The sequence below is a fragment of the Streptomyces sp. NPDC003456 genome, assembly GCF_042878735.1.
Taxonomy (GTDB): Bacteria; Actinomycetota; Actinomycetes; order Streptomycetales; family Streptomycetaceae; genus Streptomyces.
Genome location: NZ_JBIAOK010000006.1, coordinates 80,936 through 94,318, shown reverse-complemented (window position 1 = coordinate 94,318; position 13,383 = coordinate 80,936). Strand labels below are relative to the sequence as shown.

Below are 13,383 nucleotides of genomic sequence, written 5' to 3'. Positions count from 1 at the left end.
ACCCATGGACGACGCCCTGCTGCGCAGCCTCACCCCGAGCGTGCTCGCCGTCCTCGTCCGCCGCGGAGCCGACTTCGCGGCGGCCGAGGACGCCGTCCAGGAAGCGCTGATCGAGGCGGTCCGGGTCTGGCCGGGCGACCCGCCGCGGGACGCGAAGGGCTGGCTGGTCACCGTCGCCTGGCGGAAGTTCCTCGACGCGACCCGGGCGGACGCCGCCCGGCGCCGGCGCGAGGACGTCGTCGACGAGGAGCCGCCGCCCGGACCCGCGTCCGCGGTGGACGACACGCTCCAGCTGTACTTCCTGTGCGCCCACCCGTCGCTGACCCCGTCGTCCGCGGTCGCCCTCACCCTGCGCGCCGTCGGCGGCCTGACCACGCGCCAGATCGCCCGGGCGTACCTCGTGCCCGAGGCCACAATGGCCCAGCGCATCAGCCGGGCCAAGCGCACCGTGGCCGGGGTGCGGTTCGACCGGCCCGGCGATGTCGCCACCGTGCTGCGCGTGCTGTACCTGGTCTTCAACGAGGGCTACTCCGGGGACGTCGACCTCGCGGCCGAGGCCATCCGGCTCACCCGGCAGCTCGCCGCCCGGTACGACCACCCCGAGGTGCGGGGGCTGCTCGCCCTCATGCTGCTCCACCACGCCCGGCGTGCCGCCCGGACCGCGCCGGACGGCGGCCTCGTACCGCTCGCCGAGCAGGACCGCGGGCGCTGGGACACCCGCCTGATCGCCGAGGGCGTCCATGTCCTGCAGGCGGCTCTCGCCCGCGACCGGCTGGGCGAGTTCCAGGCGCAGGCCGCGATCGCCGCCCTGCACGCGGACGCGCGGACCGCCGAGGAGACCGACTGGGTGCAGATCGTCGAATGGTACGACGAGCTCCTGCGGCTGAACGACAGTCCGGTCGTCCGGCTCAACCGCGCGGTCGCCGTCGGGGAGGCCGACGGGCCGCGCGCCGGTCTGGCGGCACTCGCGGAGCTCGACGCCGGGCTCCCGCGGCACAGCGCCGTGGCCGCCTACCTCCACGAGCGCGACGGCGACCCGGTGACGGCGGCCCGGCTGTACACGGAGGCGGCGGGGAAGGCGTCCAGCCTCGCCGAGCGGGACCACCTGACCCGCCAGGCGGCCCGGCTCAACACGCACCGGAGCCGGTGACCGGCTGTCCGGCCGGTGTCGGGCCGGCCGACCGGTAAGGGGTCACCGACCGCTTGTGCGGGAGGAAAAAGGGGGTCCCGGCCGATCACCTCCGCCGGCCGGGACCCGGATCCGGCCACGGCGGCGGCACTCCCCCGAGTTGCGCGTCCATACGCGCGCGCCCCCGGGCCGGATCCAATGAAGTGATCACATCAAACCTTGCCAACCGATCGCTAACATGTGGCCAACGGTTCGCCGTTGCGCCATCGGTCGATTGGCTGGAACTCACCGAACCAGAATCGAGAACGGCCCTGGCAGGGGACCGTTGCGGGGCGGCCACGAGAGCAGAGGTGGCGGAAAGTCGCCGTCCGGGAGCGTGATCGCGTCACGGACACGGGCACGGGGGAGGCAAAGTGGTGATGCGGTTCGGGCTGCTCGGGCCACCGGCGCTGTTCGACGGCGCCCCGGGCGGTGAACCCGGAGAGCCCCGGCTCGTCCCGAGCGCCAAGTCCCGCGCGCTGCTGGGCGCGTTGCTCCTGGACGCCGGACGGGTCGTCTCCGTGGAGTCGCTCATGGACGCGTTGTGGGGCGGCGCCCCGCCCGTGTCCGCCCACGCCTCGCTGCACAACCACGTGTCCCGGCTGCGGCGGCTGCTCGACGACCCCGACCGGCTGCGGACGGTGCCGTCCGGCTATGTGCTGCGGATCGACGAGGGCGAGCTGGACGTCCACGTCTTCGACGCCCGCGTCGCCGCCGCCCGGGCCGCCCACATGTGCCACGAGCGGGAGCGGGTGGTGGGCGAGGTCGAGGCCGCGCTCGCCCTGTGGCGGGGCGCGCCCCTCGCCGGGCTGCCGCCCGAGGTCGGCGGATACGCCCTCACACACCGGCTCCGCGAGGCGCGGCTGCTGCTCCTGGAGTGGCGCTACGACGCCGAACTGGCGCTGGGCGGCCCCCGCCTCGACGAACTGGTGTCGGAGCTGGCGGTGCTGACGGACGAGTACCCGCTGCGCGAGGTGTACCACCGCCAGCTGATGCTCGCCCTGCACCGCACCGGCCGCCGCGCCGAGGCCCTGGCCGTCCACACCGAGCTGCGCTCCCGCCTGGTGGAGCGGCTCGGCATCGAACCGGGGCCGGGGGTGCAGGCGGCGCACGTGGAGGTGCTGCGGGGAGGCGCCGACACCGGCCACCGCCCTGCGACGCCGCCGGGCCGTTCCCTCGACTTCCGCCACCGCCCTGCCGCCGCACCGCCGTGCCCGCCGGCTGACCCTGGGGACCGCCGTGTCGGGCCGGCGCTGCCGTCCGCCGGCCTGAGCCACGGCTCTGCCGCACCGCCGAGCCCGCCCGCCGACCCCGGCGGCCGCCGTGTCGGGCCGTCCGTGCCGTCCGTCGGCACGAGCCACCGTCCTGCCCCACCGCCGGCCCGGACCTCTGGTGTCGGCGGCCCCGCCGTGACGCTCGCAAGGTCATCCGCCGGCATCAGCGACCCGGCTGTCGCGTCCCCAGCCCCATCCGCCGGCACCGGCGATCCCGCCGCAACGCCCTCGGCCTCGTCCACCGGCACCGCCGGGCCTGCCCCTCGGATCAGCGATCCCGCTGTCACGCGGTCGCTCTCGACCGCCGACGCCTCGTCCCCGCCCGCGCAGCTCCCGCCCCCGCCGACCCACCCCTCACCCCCGCCCGCGCAACTGCCGCCCCCACCCGCCCATTTCACCGGGCGCCGCCCCGTCAGTGACGCCCTCCGCCGTACCCTCACCGCTGCCGGGCCGCGTCCCACCGTCGTCCTCAGCGGTATGGCCGGGGTCGGCAAGACCGCACTCGCGCTCGTGGTCGCGCACGATCTGGCGAAACGTTTCCCCGATGGGCAGCTCCATCTCGACCTGCACGGTGCCACCCCGGGCAGGACGCCCCTCACCCCCGGCCAGGCCCTGGCCGCGCTGCTGCGTGACCTCGGCATCGAGCCCTGCCGCGTGCCCGAGTGCCCCGACTCCGCGTCCGCTCTGCTGCGTTCCCTGCTCGCCCGCACCCGCACGCTCCTGGTGCTGGACGGGGCCGCGAGTGCCGCGCAGGTACGGCCCCTGCTGCCGGGCGGCGCCGGATGCGCCGTGGTCGTCACGAGCCGTTCGCCGCTGACCTCCCTCGACGGAGCGGCCCGCTTCCCGCTGGCGCCCCTCTCGGACGAGGACGGTGCCGAACTCCTGCGTGCCGCCTCGGGCCGCGACGGCCTCGGCCGTTCACCGGCCTCCCGGCACCTCGTCGCCCGCACCGGCCGCCTCCCGCTGGCCCTGCGCATCGTCGCCGCCCGGCTCGCCGCGCGCCCGGCCCTCACGCCGGAAGCCCTCGCGGAGCAACTGGCCGACAGAAAAGAGCGCTTGCGGCTTCTCGAGTACGACGACCTGAGCGTCCGGCGCTCCCTCGCGGTGACGTACGAGGCGCTCACCGCGTCCGAGCACACGGTCGACCGGGACGCGGCCCTCGTGCTGCGCCGCATGGGCGCGCTCGACCTGCCCGCCTGCGGTGCCGGGCACCTCGCCCCCCTCACCGGCCTCGACGTGCGCCGCACCGAGGCCGCACTGGACCGCCTCCGCGACGTGGCGCTCCTGGAGGAGACGGCGTACGGCCGCTACACGCCGCACGACCTGGTGCGGGACTTCGCGCGGGAGACGGGCGGGTGAGGAGCGACGGGGCAGCCGGGCACCGCGACGGGTGGCCGGCGCCGCCGGGTCGCTCACCCACCGTCCTCCTGTCTGCGGCGCCCGCCCGTCACTTGGCGTCCGCGTAGCACTCGACCACGGCCGTGGTGAACGGGAACCGCACCGGTGTCTCGCCGAAGGTCAGCCGGCCGGCGAGGGCCGACGCCTCGCGGATCGCCTCCACGACCGCCCCGGTCTCCTCCTCGGGGCAGTGCACGATCACCTCGTCGTGCTGGAAGAAGACCAGCTCGGCGGCCAGGCCGGCGCAGTTCCTGCGGAGCGCGGCGAGCAGCAGCAGTGCCCAGTCCGCCGCGCTGCCCTGGACGACGAAGTTGCGGGCGAAGCGGCCGCGGGCGCGGGCGTTGGTGGAGGCGTATCCGGGCACCCACTGCGTGGAATCCGGCTGTTCCTCGTCGGCCGCCGGGATGCCGGCCTCCTCGGTGCCGTCGTCCGTGCCCCGGGCCGCGGGCGGGCAGGTCCGGCCGAGCCAGGTCCGTACGAGGCGGCCCTCCTCCCCGGCGCGGGCGGCGTCGTCCACGTAGGCCACGGCGCGGGGGAAGCGGCGGCGCAGCGCGGCGAGGTTCTTCAGCCCGTCCCCGGAGGTCTGCCCGTACACCGCGCCGAGCACGGCGATCTTGGCCTGGTCGCGGTTGCCGGAGAAGGCCCGCTCGGAGACGGCCTGGTAGAGGTCGCTCTCCCGCCCGGCGACCTCCATGAGGCCGGGGTCGCGGGAGATGGCGGCGAGGACGCGCGGTTCCATCTGGTCGGCGTCGGCGACGACGAGCCGCCAGCCGGGGTCGGCGACCACCGCCCGGCGGATGATCTTGGGGATCTGCAGGGCGCCCCCGCCGTTGGTCACCCAGCGGCCGGTCACGGTGCCGCCGGCGAGGAACTCGGGCCGGAACCGGCCGTCGCGCACCCAGTCCTGGAGCCACGACCAGCCGTGGGCGACCCAGATGCGGTACAGCTTCTTGTACTCGATGAGCGGCTTCACGGCCGGGTGGTCGACGGACTTGAGCTCCCAGCGGCGGGTCGAGGTGACCTTGACGCCCGCCCGCGCGAAGGCTTTGACGACGTCGGCCGGCAGGTCGGGGCGGACGCGGCGGCCGAACGCGGCGGACACCTCGTCGGCCAGCTCGGCCAGGCGGCGCGGTTCGCCCCCGCCCGCGTACCGCTCGCCCAGCAGGTCGTGCAGGACGGCCCGGTGCACCTCGGCGCTCCAGGGCAGCCCCGCGCGGTTCATCTCGGCGGCCACCAGCATGCCCGCCGACTCGGCCGCCGTCAGCAGCCGCATCCGGTCCGGGTGCTCGGCGCGCGTGTGCCGCCGCTGCTGCTCGGCGTAGACCGCGAGGAGGTCCGCCAGGGGCAGGTGGGCGCCCTGGGGTTCGAACAGCGAGGACTGGGCGCCGGGTGCGGCGGAGCGCTGCGGCGGATCGGGCGGCACGGGCAGGTCCCGCAGCCGGGCCAGGGCGGCCGCGGCCGAACGGGGCTCCCCGTACCGCCCCTCGTGGCCGAGGAGGAGCGTCTCGGCGGCCTCGATGTCGTAGCACCGCTCGACTCGCACCCCCGTGGCGAGCAGACGCGGGTAGACCTCGGCGGTGGACCGCCACACCCACCGCGTGACGCCGGGACGGCTCCGCACGGCCGCGGCGGGATCCGCCTCCCGCCGCACCGGCCCGGCGGGCAGCCCGTCCGGACCGAGGGGGGCGACGTCCACGCCGCCGTCCTCGGCCGGGGCGAGGGCCCACCGGTCGGTCATGCAGCGAGTGTGCCAGGGGGGTCTGACAACGGCCCCCCGGCACCGCCGTCGCAGGTCAGGACTCGTCGAGCACGTTCTCCTGCGCCCGCGCGATCTTCTCCAGCACCTTGACGACGTACTGCTCCGTCCGCTCCTTGCCGATGCCCAGGCCGCTGAGGACGCCCTGGCCGTTCTCGTGCTCCAGGAGGGCGAGCAGGATGTGCTCGGTGCCGATGTAGTTGTGCCCGAGGCGCAGGGCCTCGCGGAAGGTGAGCTCCAGGACCTTCTTGGCGGCCGGGCCATAGGGCACGAGCTCCGGGACGTCGTCGGCGGCCGGCGGGAGCGCCGCCGTGGCCGCCGCGCGGACCTCGTCGAGGGAGACGCCCTGTTCGACGACGGCCTTCGCGGCGAGGGCGTCGGGTTCGGCCAGCAGGCCGAGGACGAGGTGCTCGGGCAGGCCCTCGGTGTTCCGGGCGGCCTTGGACGCGTGGTGCGCGGCCATCACGGCGCTGCGGGCCCGCGGCGTGTACCGGTTGAAGCCCTGGCTCGGGTCGAGGTCGGCCGACTCCTTGGGCACGAACCGCTTCTGCGCGGCCTGCCGGGTGACGCCCATGCTCCTGCCGATGTCGGTCCAGGAGGCGCCGGAGCGCCGGGCCTGGTCGACGAAGTGACCGATCAGGTGGTCGGCCACGTCGCCCAGGTGGTCGGCGGCGATCACCGCGTCCTGCAACTGCTCCAGCGGCTCGTCGTGGACCTTCTTGATCGCGGCGATGAGGTCGTCGAGACGGACGGACGACGTGGGATCGGAGTTCGTCATGTGTCAACCGTAGGTTGCGCCCTCAGAGGTGTCAACCAAAGGTTGACAATTGCTCTCGTGGCACCATCGGCCGGGTGAGCACGTCCACCACCGTCGACCGGGCCTTCGCCGCCTCCCTCTACGAGACCGGCGAGACGGCCCTCGACACCGGAGCGTCCCTGCTGGCCGCCGACCCCGGGGCCGACGCCGAACTCGCCCGCCGCGGTCAGGAGTTCCTGGCGGCGGCCTGGCGCCGCGGCTGGCAGCCCGCCGACGTCGTACGGATCGTGCGGCGGGAGCTGGAGGACACGCACGTACGCCTCGCGGCGGAGCTGATCCGCGCCCAGCACGGCGGCGACCGGCCGCGCGGGCGGCGCTGGAGCGCCCAGCTCGCCGCGCTGCCGGCCGATCCGCCGCCCCGCACCGACCGCTTCTCGCACGCCACGGCCGTGCTGGAGCTGTACCGGCTGCTGCTGCGCCTGCCCCCGCTGGAGGTGCTCGACGAACAGCCCGGGGGAGCGCGCACCGAGTCCCGCATGCTCACCCGCATCCGTGCCCTGCTCGCCAAGGCGGAGGCCACCGGCTTCCCGGAGGAGGCGGAGGCGCTCAGCGCCAAGGCGCAGGAACTGATGGCCCGGCACAGCGTCGACGAGGCGCTGCTCGCCGCGCGGGCACCGTCCCCCGAGACGCCCGGGGCGTGCCGGATCGGGGTGGAGCCGCCGTACGAGGAGGCCAAGGCGGTGCTGCTGGACGCCGTCGCCACGGCCAATCACTGCCGGGCGGTGTGGAACGAGGCGCTGGGCTTCTCCACGGTCGTCGGGTTCGAGACCGACCTGGAGGTGGTCGAGCTCCTGCACACCTCCCTGCTGGTGCAGGCCACGACCGCGATGACCAAGGCGGAGGCCGCTCAGCGGGCGGGTGGGCGCAAGCGCACCAAGACCTTCCGGCAGTCCTTCCTCGCGGCCTACGCCCACCGCATCGGCGTCCGCCTGGCCGCGGCGGCCGAGACGCAGGTCACCGACGACCTGCTGCCGGTCCTGGCCGGCCGCGAGGTGGCCGTCACCGGACGGCTGGACCGGATGTTCCCGGAGACGACCACGACCCGCCTGCGCTCGGTGCGCGACGCGGCGGGCTGGACGGAGGGCGCACAGGCGGCGGACCGGGCCCAGATGCGCCACCGCCCACGACTGGACTGACGAGCGGACGGCCTCCGGCCCCCTGGCGGGTCGACAGCGCCGACCAGCGAACGGCCTTCGACAGCGCCGACCAGCGAACGGCCTTCGCTCACCCCGGCACGTCGACGGTCCCCTGGGGCGCTGATGCCGACTCAGCGCCGCCCCGCCGCCGGGCCCGTCACCGCCGGGGGCCCCTCAGTCTCCCGAGCTCTCGAAGCCGCTCACCGTGGCGTCCACCGTGCCGCCGTCCTCCTGACGGGCCACCGGGCCGTAGGACCACTTCAGCTCGTGCGCGTCCCGGGGCGCGCCCGGCAGCGTGAAGGACGCGGCGTGCACGGCGAGGCTCTTCGCGGGGTCGTCCTCGCCGCGGACGTAGGTGATCGTGAAGGACGTCGTGGCGCCCTTGCCGAGCGTGAGCGGCTGCGCCTGGGCGCCCTCCTCCGGGAGCACGTTCGTCGTGCTGCTGTCGGCCAGCAGGTCCACGGCGGGGAAGCCCTTCAGGGTGCACTGCGCGCCCTGGTTGGTGAGCGTGACGGTGACATTGCCGGTGTCCCCGGCCGCGGGGGCGGCGCCCGCCCCGACCTCGACGTCCATGTCGCGCAGCGCGCAGGCCACCGGGCCGTTCGACGGATCGGTGTTCTTCGTGTCGTCGGCGCCGGTGCCGCCGTCGTCGCAGGCGGTCAGCAGGAGCGTCGCGGACAGAGCGGCGGCCAGGGTGACGGGCAGGGTGCGCATGAGGTCCTCTGGGCGATCAGCAGGAGGGGCTTCGGCTCCCTGGATCATCACGCACCGCGGTGCCGCACGAGCACGCACCCCTGGGGAATCCCCCGAACGCCGGACGGGCCGCGGCGCCCGGAGGCGTACCGCGGCCCGTGTCGGCGTCCGGGGTCCTGCCGCGCGCCGGGGCCTGCTCCTACTGCGCGCCGAGGCTCGCCGTCGGAAGGCCCGTGGGCAGCTTCCCGCCCTCGGCCTTGGTGTAGGTCTCGGTGCCCACGCCGTTCTCCCAGGTGACCTTCATGCTGGTGCCGGTGACCGAGTCGACCGTGCCGGTGGACCGGCCCTTCGAACCGTCCGTGCACTTCAGGCGGATGGTCTTCGTCCCGGACTCCTCGCCCGCGGTGCCGCTGCACACGCCCCCGCCGGTGGCGAACAGCGCGGCCTGCTTGCCGGTGATCACCAGGGCCACGGCCTTGCCGTCGGTCGTGGCGAGCCAGCTGCCGGCCAGGGCGCCGCCCTCCTCCTCGCCGGAACCGGAGCCGGAGCCGGAGTCCGACCCGGACGACCCGGAGCCGGAGTCGCCGCCCGTGTCGGCCGACGCCGAGGCGGACGGGCCGGACGCCGGGTCGTCACCGGATCCGCCGTCGCCGTCGCCGCTGCACGCGGTCAGCGCGAGCGCCCCCACCAGCCCCGCGGCGGCCGCCGCGAGGCGCACGGCGCCGGAGCGGCGCGAGAAGATCACCGAAGTCACTGCAAGCCCCCAAGCTGTAGCCGGTCGGCGGCCGGTCCGGGAGAACCGGCCGGTCCCGTGGCCGGAACGACCGCAGCAAGCTACCAGGGCCCGTCAAGGGGTTCCCGGAAAGCCCGTCACCAGGACGACTTGCGCACACCGGGCAGATACCCCGCGTGCGCCTGCTCCCGCAGCCCGACCCGGGACAGCCCGAACGCCCGGAAGTAGCCGCGCGGCCGCCCGTCCACCTGGTCCCGGTTGCGCACCCGCGTGGCGCTCGCGTCCCGCGGCTGCCTGCGCAACTCGGCCTGGGCGGCGGCTCGTTCGTCCTCGCTCGACGAGGGCCGCCGCACGATCTCCTTCAGCTCGGCGCGCCGGGCGGCGTAGCGCGCGACGGTCTCCTTGCGCCGCTCGTTCTTCGCGATCTTGCTCTTCTTCGCCATCAGACCCTCACTCCCCGGGCCCGGATGCGGGCGACGGCCGCCTCGACGCCGATCGTGTCGACGGTCTTGATCCCCTTGGCGCTCAGCCGGAGCCGCACGTGACGGCCCTCGCTCGGCAGCCAGTAGCGCTTGGACTGGATGTTCGGGTCGAACCGGCGGGACGTGCGCCGGTGGGAGTGCGAGATGCGGTTGCCGAAGCCGGGGCGGGCCCCGGTCAGCATGCAGTGCGCGGACATGGTGGTGACGTACCTCTCGTCTCAGGCGATGTAAATGGAATTCATTTTCAGTAGCATAGCGGCATGGCTCGCAACGAACTCCGGCCGGTCATCAAGCTCCGGTCCACCGCCGGGACCGGCTACACCTACGTGACCCGCAAGAACCGCCGCAACGACCCGGACCGACTGACCCTGCGCAAGTTCGACCCGGTCGCCGGCCGCCACGTCGACTTCCGAGAGGAGCGCTGACCATGCGCGAGGGGATCCACCCGGAGTACGGACCGGTCGTCTTCCGCGACCGTGCCGCGGACTACGCCTTCCTCACCCGCTCCACCATGACCGGCGAGAAGACGATCGAGTGGGAGGACGGCAACACCTACCCCGTCGTCGACGTCGAGATCTCCGACGTCAGCCACCCCTTCTACACCGGCACCGCCCGCGTCCTGGACACCGCCGGCCGCGTCGAGCGCTTCGAGCGCCGGTACGGGAAGAAGGACTGACCCCGTGCCCGAGCTCCCCGTTCCCGAGCCCGCCGCGTCCGGGCTCCCCGTCGTCCTGGTCGGCGGCCTGCACGCCGACGCCCGCCGGGCGGCCGTCGCACGGCTGCTCGCCGACGTGCCCGGCAGCGTCGTCCTCCACCACGACCTGTCGACGGCTGCGGCGGGCACCGTCGTACGCACCATCAGGGACGCGACCGGTGTCCTCGACGCGGGCCGGGCGCCGCTCGTCAACGACTGCGCCTGCTGCGCCCTGCGCGAGGACCTGGTCCCGGAGCTGGAGCGGCTCCGGGACGCCGGCGGCACCCGGCTTGCCGTCGTCGAGCTGTGGGACTCCGTCGAGCCCAAGGCCATGGCCGAGGTCGTGGCCGCCGGCGGGCTCACCGTCACCGGGGTGATCACCGCCGTCGACCCGGCCCTGGTCCTGCCGTACCTGGCCAACGGCGACGACCTGGCCGACGGCGGTCTGGCCGCGGCCGCCACCGACCAGCGCACGGTCGCCGACACCTTCGCGCGCCAGCTGGAGTACGCCCCCGTCCTCGCGGTCGCCGACTCCCCGGAGGCCGACGACGAGGACCGCGAGCTGCTCGCCCAGCTGCACCCCACCGCCCGGCAGGTGCCGCTCGCGCCGGAGGACCCGGCCGAACCGGCCGGTGGTGACCTGACCGTGCCGCCGCCGCGCCTGCGACCGCTGTCCGTGCTGGCCCGGGCCGCCCTGGCCGGGTTCGACATCGAGGCGGCCGCCGCCGCCCAGCACCCCGCCTGCGCGCTGCTGCCCGCCGAGGCCGACGCGCACGGCGTGACCACCCTGGTCTGGAGCAGCCGCCGCCCCTTCCACCCGGAGCGGCTCTACGCCGCGCTGGAGGACCTGACCTGCGCGGCCGCCCGCAGCCGGGGCCGGTTCTGGCTGGCCGACAAGCCCGACACGCTGTTCCACTGGGACGCGGCGGGCGGGGCCCTGTGCGTGGAGAGCGCCGGGCCGTGGCTGGCCTCCCTGCCGGACGCGGCCTGGGAGATGGTCCCGCCGGTGCGCCGGGCCGCCGCCGCGCTGGACTGGCACCCCGAGCACGGCGACCGCTGCCAGCACCTGGTCTTCACCTCGCCCGGCCTCGACCGGGACGGCCTGGAGCGGCTGCTGGAGTCCTGCCTGCTCACCGACGCCGAGTACGCGGCCGGGCGCGAGGCCTGGCAGCACCTGCCGCACGCCTTCGACACCCTCCTGGAGGTCTGAACCGACATGCCCCGCAAAGCCGAACGCACCCCTGCCAGGAACCGGCCCAATCCCCTGGACCAGGCCGGGATCACGTACATCGACTACAAGGACACCGACCTGCTGCGGAAGTTCATCTCCGACCGCGGCAAGATCCGCAGCCGCCGGGTCACCCGGGTCTCGGCCCAGCAGCAGCGGCAGCTGGCCACGGCGATCAAGAACGCGCGGGAGATGGCGCTGCTGCCCTACTCCGCCCGCTGAGCACGTCCCCGCCCGGGTGAGGTTCCCCACGCTCCACGTGTGGGGGACCTCTTGTGCGTGCCGGGGCCGACGCGGCGGCCTTCCGGCGGGCCACCGGGGAAGTGCCGGACGGCCGGTCGCCCGGCTCGGGCGGGGCGTCCGGCGGACACCGGGGAAAGCGCTTGGGCCGGTCCGGCCGGTCCGGTGCGCCGAGCACGGACCGGGCACCGGTCCGAGCCGGGCGTGGCACGGGTGCATGACGGCCGGATCGTGCGCGCGGCGCATCTGTCCCTGCTCAGCCGCGTGCCCGGTGCCTCCGGATCCGGTCCCCGGCCCCGGGTTCCACGCCGTACAGTCACCCACCGGACCGGTCGAGCGGATGCTCCGCCTCCATCGGACCTCCACCGGGCCCGCCCGGTTCCCGCCCGGCCCGAGGGAACGCGACACGAGTCAGCGGCGTCAGACAAGCAAGAGCTTTCGGTAAAGCGGGCACCAAAGCTGTAACCGCGGGACCACCCCGCGTGCACGTGCATCTGCTCCTGCATCTGCACATGAACAGAGCTATGATCCGGGTCAGTTGACCGCTGCATCAATGGCCACACCAGCCAGTGCACCACCGGGGAGCGACCTGTGGACCACGACGTGTACAACGGGATGGCGGCCACCAGGCTGAACGGTGTTGCCTGGCAGAAGAGCCGGCACAGCAACTCGCAGGGTTCCTGCGTGGAGTTCGCGCGGCTGCCGGGCGGTGACGTGGCGGTGCGCAACTCCCGCTTCCCCGACGGTCCCGCGCTGGTCTACACCCGTGCCGAGATCGAGGCGATGCTGCTCGGGGTGAAGGACGGGGAGTTCGACCATCTCGTCGGTGGATGACAGCGATGTCGCCCTGCGGGGCGACCGGTGCGCCGCTGCTGCGCTGTGACGCGCGTAGAACCGCGGCGCGAGGAGGCGCCGCGGTGTCTCATCCGCCGACGGGACCGGCTCCGGTGTGCGGCAGCCGGAACAGCGCCCAGACCACCTTGCCGCTGAGGGCGCCCGCGAGCGGGTGCCAGCCCCAGCTGTCGCTGAAGGAGTCGACGAGGAACAGCCCCCGTCCGGACTCGGCCGAGAAGTCGTCGGTCTCCCGGGCGACCGGGCTGTCGTGACTGGGGTCGCGCACCGCGCACACCAGCCGCTCGGGCCACCGCATCAGGTGCAGGCGCACCGGGGGTTCGTGGCGCGCCGCGCACAGGGCGCCCGCCGGCAGTCCGTGCCGCAGGGCGTTGGTGACGAGTTCCGAGACCACCAGGCAGACGTCGTCGAACCGGTCGCCCAGGTCCCACTGGTCGAGGGTTCTGCGGGTGAACCGGCGTGCCTCGCCCACGGCTTCGAAACGGGCGGGCAGTGCGCAGGAGGCGGCGTGGGACACGGCCGCGGGGTCCAGCGGCGGAAGGCCCTGCCGTAACGGCTCGAGCATGGTCGATCCATTCGTCCCCATGCGAGGCACTCCCGGGTGTTCGCGGTCGGTGCGATGCAGCGGTGGTGCGGGACCATGGTTTCGGATGCGTACAGCAGATGCAAGGGCAGATGCACGTGCAGGTGACCGGAATGCGTCGTCCCGTACCGCTTGTTGGTCAATTTTTCCGTCATCTCGACGTCGCTCTTCGGCCGTTCGCATGCCTCTTTCTTCCGTGCACGCGCGTGCGTCGACTGTCTCGATTCCGTTTCCGTAACCGGACGAGTACTGCTCGAAGTGTTTTAGTGGCAGACTTCGGCCCCTGAAACCGTTGGGGAGGCTGGCGAACGTGAGCGCGGGAGAGCCGG

The 13,383-nt window shown here is 74.4% G+C and carries 14 protein-coding genes and 1 pseudogene; 8 read left to right on the top strand and 7 right to left on the bottom strand.

What is annotated here, in order from left to right:
• Window positions 1-4: 4 nt before the first annotated feature.
• Window positions 5-1,150 carry an RNA polymerase sigma factor gene (locus ACFYWG_RS24730; RefSeq protein ID WP_389203980.1) on the top strand — a complete coding sequence of 382 codons (1,146 nt, stop codon included), beginning with the start codon at window positions 5-7 and terminating at the stop codon, window positions 1,148-1,150.
• A gap of 398 nt (window positions 1,151-1,548) precedes the next feature.
• A pseudogene (locus tag ACFYWG_RS24725) lies at window positions 1,549-3,798 on the top strand (BTAD domain-containing putative transcriptional regulator); the annotation flags it as partial.
• Between the two features lie 91 nt (window positions 3,799-3,889).
• On the opposite strand, the gene ACFYWG_RS24720 reads toward ACFYWG_RS24725, so the two are convergent.
• Together ACFYWG_RS24720 and ACFYWG_RS24715 are read right to left on the bottom strand one after the other, a co-directional pair.
• Window positions 3,890-5,578 (bottom strand): bifunctional 3'-5' exonuclease/DNA polymerase, encoded by a 1,689-nt coding sequence (locus tag ACFYWG_RS24720; RefSeq protein ID WP_389203633.1) that lies wholly within the window; start codon window positions 5,576-5,578, stop codon window positions 3,890-3,892.
• A gap of 55 nt (window positions 5,579-5,633) precedes the next feature.
• A complete protein-coding gene (locus ACFYWG_RS24715) occupies window positions 5,634-6,374 on the bottom strand; it encodes a Clp protease N-terminal domain-containing protein (RefSeq protein ID WP_385421676.1) in 741 nt (246 codons plus the stop codon).
• Between the two features lie 74 nt (window positions 6,375-6,448).
• Between ACFYWG_RS24715 and ACFYWG_RS24710 the strand changes: the two genes are divergently transcribed.
• Complete coding sequence (locus tag ACFYWG_RS24710) at window positions 6,449-7,549, top strand: DUF2786 domain-containing protein (RefSeq protein ID WP_383503326.1); 1,101 nt, start codon at window positions 6,449-6,451, stop codon at window positions 7,547-7,549.
• 174 nt (window positions 7,550-7,723) lie between these two features.
• Here the strand turns inward: ACFYWG_RS24710 and ACFYWG_RS24705 are convergent, their stop codons facing one another.
• The 4 genes from ACFYWG_RS24705 to rpmB all read right to left on the bottom strand — a co-directional run bounded on the left by ACFYWG_RS24705 (window position 7,724) and on the right by rpmB (window position 9,654).
• Window positions 7,724-8,263 (bottom strand): DUF4232 domain-containing protein, encoded by a 540-nt coding sequence (locus ACFYWG_RS24705; RefSeq protein WP_389203630.1) that lies wholly within the window; start codon window positions 8,261-8,263, stop codon window positions 7,724-7,726.
• A gap of 178 nt (window positions 8,264-8,441) precedes the next feature.
• A complete protein-coding gene (locus ACFYWG_RS24700; protein WP_383503321.1) occupies window positions 8,442-8,987 on the bottom strand; it encodes a hypothetical protein in 546 nt (181 codons plus the stop codon).
• Window positions 8,988-9,112: 125 nt separating this feature from the next.
• Window positions 9,113-9,418, bottom strand: a complete 306-nt coding sequence (rpsN, locus tag ACFYWG_RS24695) for a 30S ribosomal protein S14 (protein ID WP_389203627.1) — start codon at window positions 9,416-9,418, stop codon at window positions 9,113-9,115.
• Window positions 9,418-9,654 carry a 50S ribosomal protein L28 gene (gene rpmB / locus ACFYWG_RS24690; RefSeq protein WP_333932255.1) on the bottom strand — a complete coding sequence of 79 codons (237 nt, stop codon included), beginning with the start codon at window positions 9,652-9,654 and terminating at the stop codon, window positions 9,418-9,420. Before rpmB ends, rpsN begins: the two co-directional genes overlap by 1 nt.
• A 63-nt stretch (window positions 9,655-9,717) precedes the next feature.
• Between rpmB and rpmG the strand changes: the two genes are divergently transcribed.
• The 5 genes from rpmG to ACFYWG_RS24665 all read left to right on the top strand — a co-directional run bounded on the left by rpmG (window position 9,718) and on the right by ACFYWG_RS24665 (window position 12,453).
• Complete coding sequence (rpmG, locus tag ACFYWG_RS24685; protein WP_333932256.1) at window positions 9,718-9,882, top strand: 50S ribosomal protein L33; 165 nt, start codon at window positions 9,718-9,720, stop codon at window positions 9,880-9,882.
• 2 nt (window positions 9,883-9,884) lie between these two features.
• The gene (locus tag ACFYWG_RS24680) at window positions 9,885-10,133 is read left to right on the top strand and encodes a type B 50S ribosomal protein L31 (protein ID WP_376328065.1); all 249 of its coding nucleotides are present in this window, start codon (window positions 9,885-9,887) and stop codon (window positions 10,131-10,133) included.
• A 4-nt stretch (window positions 10,134-10,137) separates the two neighbouring features.
• A complete protein-coding gene (locus ACFYWG_RS24675) occupies window positions 10,138-11,361 on the top strand; it encodes a CobW family GTP-binding protein (RefSeq protein WP_389203623.1) in 1,224 nt (407 codons plus the stop codon).
• 6 nt (window positions 11,362-11,367) lie between these two features.
• Window positions 11,368-11,601 (top strand): 30S ribosomal protein S18, encoded by a 234-nt coding sequence (gene rpsR / locus ACFYWG_RS24670; protein WP_383503314.1) that lies wholly within the window; start codon window positions 11,368-11,370, stop codon window positions 11,599-11,601.
• 633 nt (window positions 11,602-12,234) lie between these two features.
• Window positions 12,235-12,453, top strand: a complete 219-nt coding sequence (locus tag ACFYWG_RS24665; RefSeq protein ID WP_376328177.1) for a DUF397 domain-containing protein — start codon at window positions 12,235-12,237, stop codon at window positions 12,451-12,453.
• Window positions 12,454-12,541: 88 nt separating this feature from the next.
• On the opposite strand, the gene ACFYWG_RS24660 is transcribed toward ACFYWG_RS24665, so the two are convergent.
• Window positions 12,542-13,057, bottom strand: a complete 516-nt coding sequence (locus ACFYWG_RS24660; RefSeq protein ID WP_383503312.1) for an ATP-binding protein — start codon at window positions 13,055-13,057, stop codon at window positions 12,542-12,544.
• Window positions 13,058-13,383: the final 326 nt, after the last annotated feature.

Bases quoted from the DNA above. Each gene is read 5' to 3' on its own strand.
- ACFYWG_RS24730 (WP_389203980.1), top strand. From the start codon at position 5: ATGGACGACGCCCTGCTGCGCAGCCTCACCCCGAGCGTGCTCGCCGTC.
- ACFYWG_RS24720 (WP_389203633.1), bottom strand. From the start codon at position 5,578: ATGACCGACCGGTGGGCCCTCGCCCCGGCCGAGGACGGCGGCGTGGAC.
- ACFYWG_RS24715 (WP_385421676.1), bottom strand. From the start codon at position 6,374: ATGACGAACTCCGATCCCACGTCGTCCGTCCGTCTCGACGACCTCATC.
- ACFYWG_RS24705 (WP_389203630.1), bottom strand. From the start codon at position 8,263: ATGCGCACCCTGCCCGTCACCCTGGCCGCCGCTCTGTCCGCGACGCTC.
- rpsN (WP_389203627.1), bottom strand. From the start codon at position 9,418: ATGGCGAAGAAGAGCAAGATCGCGAAGAACGAGCGGCGCAAGGAGACC.
- rpmB (WP_333932255.1), bottom strand. From the start codon at position 9,654: ATGTCCGCGCACTGCATGCTGACCGGGGCCCGCCCCGGCTTCGGCAAC.
- rpmG (WP_333932256.1), top strand. From the start codon at position 9,718: ATGGCTCGCAACGAACTCCGGCCGGTCATCAAGCTCCGGTCCACCGCC.
- ACFYWG_RS24680 (WP_376328065.1), top strand. From the start codon at position 9,885: ATGCGCGAGGGGATCCACCCGGAGTACGGACCGGTCGTCTTCCGCGAC.
- rpsR (WP_383503314.1), top strand. From the start codon at position 11,368: ATGCCCCGCAAAGCCGAACGCACCCCTGCCAGGAACCGGCCCAATCCC.
- ACFYWG_RS24665 (WP_376328177.1), top strand. From the start codon at position 12,235: ATGGCGGCCACCAGGCTGAACGGTGTTGCCTGGCAGAAGAGCCGGCAC.
- ACFYWG_RS24660 (WP_383503312.1), bottom strand. From the start codon at position 13,057: ATGGGGACGAATGGATCGACCATGCTCGAGCCGTTACGGCAGGGCCTT.